Source organism: Waterburya sp. (assembly GCF_058530065.1).
This window is the reverse complement of sequence record NZ_JBZNBU010000227.1, coordinates 1-2,454: the sequence shown is the minus strand read 5'-3', so window position 1 is coordinate 2,454 and position 2,454 is coordinate 1. Positions and strand designations below refer to the sequence as shown.

Annotated in this window: 4 protein-coding genes; all 4 read right to left on the bottom strand. The window is 38.0% G+C overall.

The features are described from left to right. Window positions 1-188: 188 nt before the first annotated feature. A complete protein-coding gene (psbM, locus tag AC33VI_RS13925; protein WP_106238888.1) occupies window positions 189-299 on the bottom strand; it encodes a photosystem II reaction center protein PsbM in 111 nt (36 codons plus the stop codon). Between the two features lie 87 nt (window positions 300-386). Then, window positions 387-704: a 2Fe-2S iron-sulfur cluster-binding protein gene (locus AC33VI_RS13920; protein ID WP_491782870.1), complete on the bottom strand. Its 318-nt coding sequence runs from the start codon at window positions 702-704 to the stop codon at window positions 387-389. A gap of 123 nt (window positions 705-827) precedes the next feature. Continuing rightward, the gene (locus AC33VI_RS13915; protein WP_491782869.1) at window positions 828-1,574 is read right to left on the bottom strand and encodes a 4'-phosphopantetheinyl transferase family protein; all 747 of its coding nucleotides are present in this window, start codon (window positions 1,572-1,574) and stop codon (window positions 828-830) included. Between the two features lie 96 nt (window positions 1,575-1,670). Next, a partial coding sequence (locus AC33VI_RS13910) for a HEAT repeat domain-containing protein (RefSeq protein ID WP_491782868.1) occupies window positions 1,671-2,454 on the bottom strand: 784 nt, incomplete at its 5' end.

Sequence of the window (2,454 nt, the reverse complement as noted above, 5' to 3'; positions counted from 1 at the left end):
TCCAGACAGACACAAATCTTAAAAACAACTAACTACTGACAACTGACTACTAACAACTAACGAAAAAAAATAGAGCCGAAAACAAATCTACAAATAACCACAAAAGCGACCTTAAGATCGCTTTCATTAGTCTTGAATTGTTGCTTTCTGGCTCAAATAAACTAATTATTTTATTGTTATAGATTATATTAACCTTCTCTTTGATCTTTATCAGTTTGGATAAAGAGAATTAGTAAGAAGACAGTAGGAACTAAAACAAATAGAATAGTAGCTACAAATCCCAGATCGTTGACTTCCATATAAAAGCAGCTCCTAAGTAGGTGATTTTAAAACAACATTCATATCTAGAATATCATTACTTAGGGTGATAGCCCTACCGACAACAGTTATTTCTTTTTCTTAGGAGGTTTGGGTTTTGTAATGACCTTAACTGGTCCATTTACTAGGGTTTGACAAGCTAGACGATAGTTATCGGGCTTTTTCTTTAACCTGCGTAGTTCAAAATCTGTTTTGGGAGATAAATTTTCCATTCCTTCGGCAATTTCCACAATACAGGTAGCACATTGACCATAACCGCCACAATTTCTTAGTTTCCCTCCCAGAGTATAAATATCAACTCGATTTTGGAGAGCTTTTTCTCGTAAATTAGAACCCTGTGCTGCGATCGCTTCTTTATTTTCTTTGACAAAGCTAATAGTCGTCATAGCAATTCTCTTGTTAAACCCTATCTACTATATTATTAAGAAATCATAAGAGATCGTAACATTGATTATAAAATTTATTTTGTTAGTCGCGATCTTGTTAGAAAAATTACTATTTACTGTTTTTTAAATTCGATTCCAATCCCAAAAATTTAGTTGTCGATCGCCTGTCTGAGTTTTAATGGCTATGGTTGCAACGCAATCTGAAGCAGGTACGCATGAATAAAGCGACCAATCTTCGATCGAGCTTTCATCACCGTCAATCGCCAGTAAGCTAACATTTTCCGCGCTATCTAAAGTAATATCGACAGCAGCTAAAGATCCTGCCAAACCAGTGCCAATCGCCTTGAGATAGGCTTCTTTGGCTGTCCAAAGTTGAAAAAAAACTTTTGTTTGTCTCTCTCGATCTAAACTGGCAATAAATTGGAACTCTCTGGGAGAAAAAAAACGCCGCGCAATTTTGACTGCATCGGGCATTTCTCTTAAATATTCTAGATCTACTCCAATAAAATTATTTTGCGTAAACCCATATAAAGCATAGCCTTGGGAATGGGAGAGATTAAACTGTAATTGTCTGCCATTATTGAATTTTGCTAGTTGGGGTTTACCGCGATCGCTATATTCAAAGACAATAGTTTTAGGGCATATATCCAAATAAATGCCTAATAACTGCCTTAAAATACTTCTGGCAACCATAAATCTTTGTCTGTGTTGGGGAAAACGAAATTTATTCGCTCTAGCTATTTCATCCTCTGACAGATAATTAGAATATTTTTCAATCTCAGTGGCAGGTATATCTAAATTTGCCCGCCAAATGTGAACGTCATTCTTTTCCAATACTGGAAGATCTGAAGAATGTTGCCAATTTGTCATTAGTTGTTAGTCATTAGTCATTAGTTGTTAGTTGCTGATATACGAACAGTAAACAGCGTAGCTACCCACTACCCACTACCCACTACCTACTACCTACTACTTCTCTTGATGTTGAGCTTTAGCTTTAATTAAAATATTGCGATCGTCTTCTGCTTCTCCCCAGCAATTTTCGCCTAATTGTTCTAAAGCTAACAGGCAGGCATATTTAAGATCGAAGATAGGAGTATCGAGAATTGATTTTAAAATGGGAATTGCTTTAGTTAAGCCCAAATTCCCTAATGCGATCGCAGCAGCAGCACGAGATTTTTGAAACTGAGGAGATGTATTGTGTAAGGCTTCGACAATTAAATCGTAACTGGGTTGGTGTTTTAATAAGCCCAATAATTTCACCACATGGAAATGCGCCCCATAATCGTTATGTGCCTCGGCTGCATAGGTCTTTAATAACGCCTCTGGTGCTGATTGGGGATAGGTTTCTAAAAGGGTTTTCCCTGCTAAATAGCAACGTCCAAAATCAGTATGATAGAGTTCGCCGATTAAAAATTCTATAGACGGTGGTGCATCGTATTCATGTACCATTTCAATATCTTGAGGGCGATCGCGAATAATGCTATCCAAACTGGATTCCACATCTGCAAAAGTAATTTTGCCCGCACCAATACCTTTGGCAGCTAACAGTCTAATTCCTCGCAAGCGGAATGCAATGGAAATAGGGGCTTTAGCGATGGCAGGAATAGCGGCATAATATTCCGTATCGATTAAATCTTGGATGCAGGCTCGACGGGCATTAATATTATCGTGTTGCAAAAATGCCACTACCCGATCCATCTGGCTGTAGTCTCCCGTCAAACGGGCTAAGGATGCGATCGCCGCGCTAACT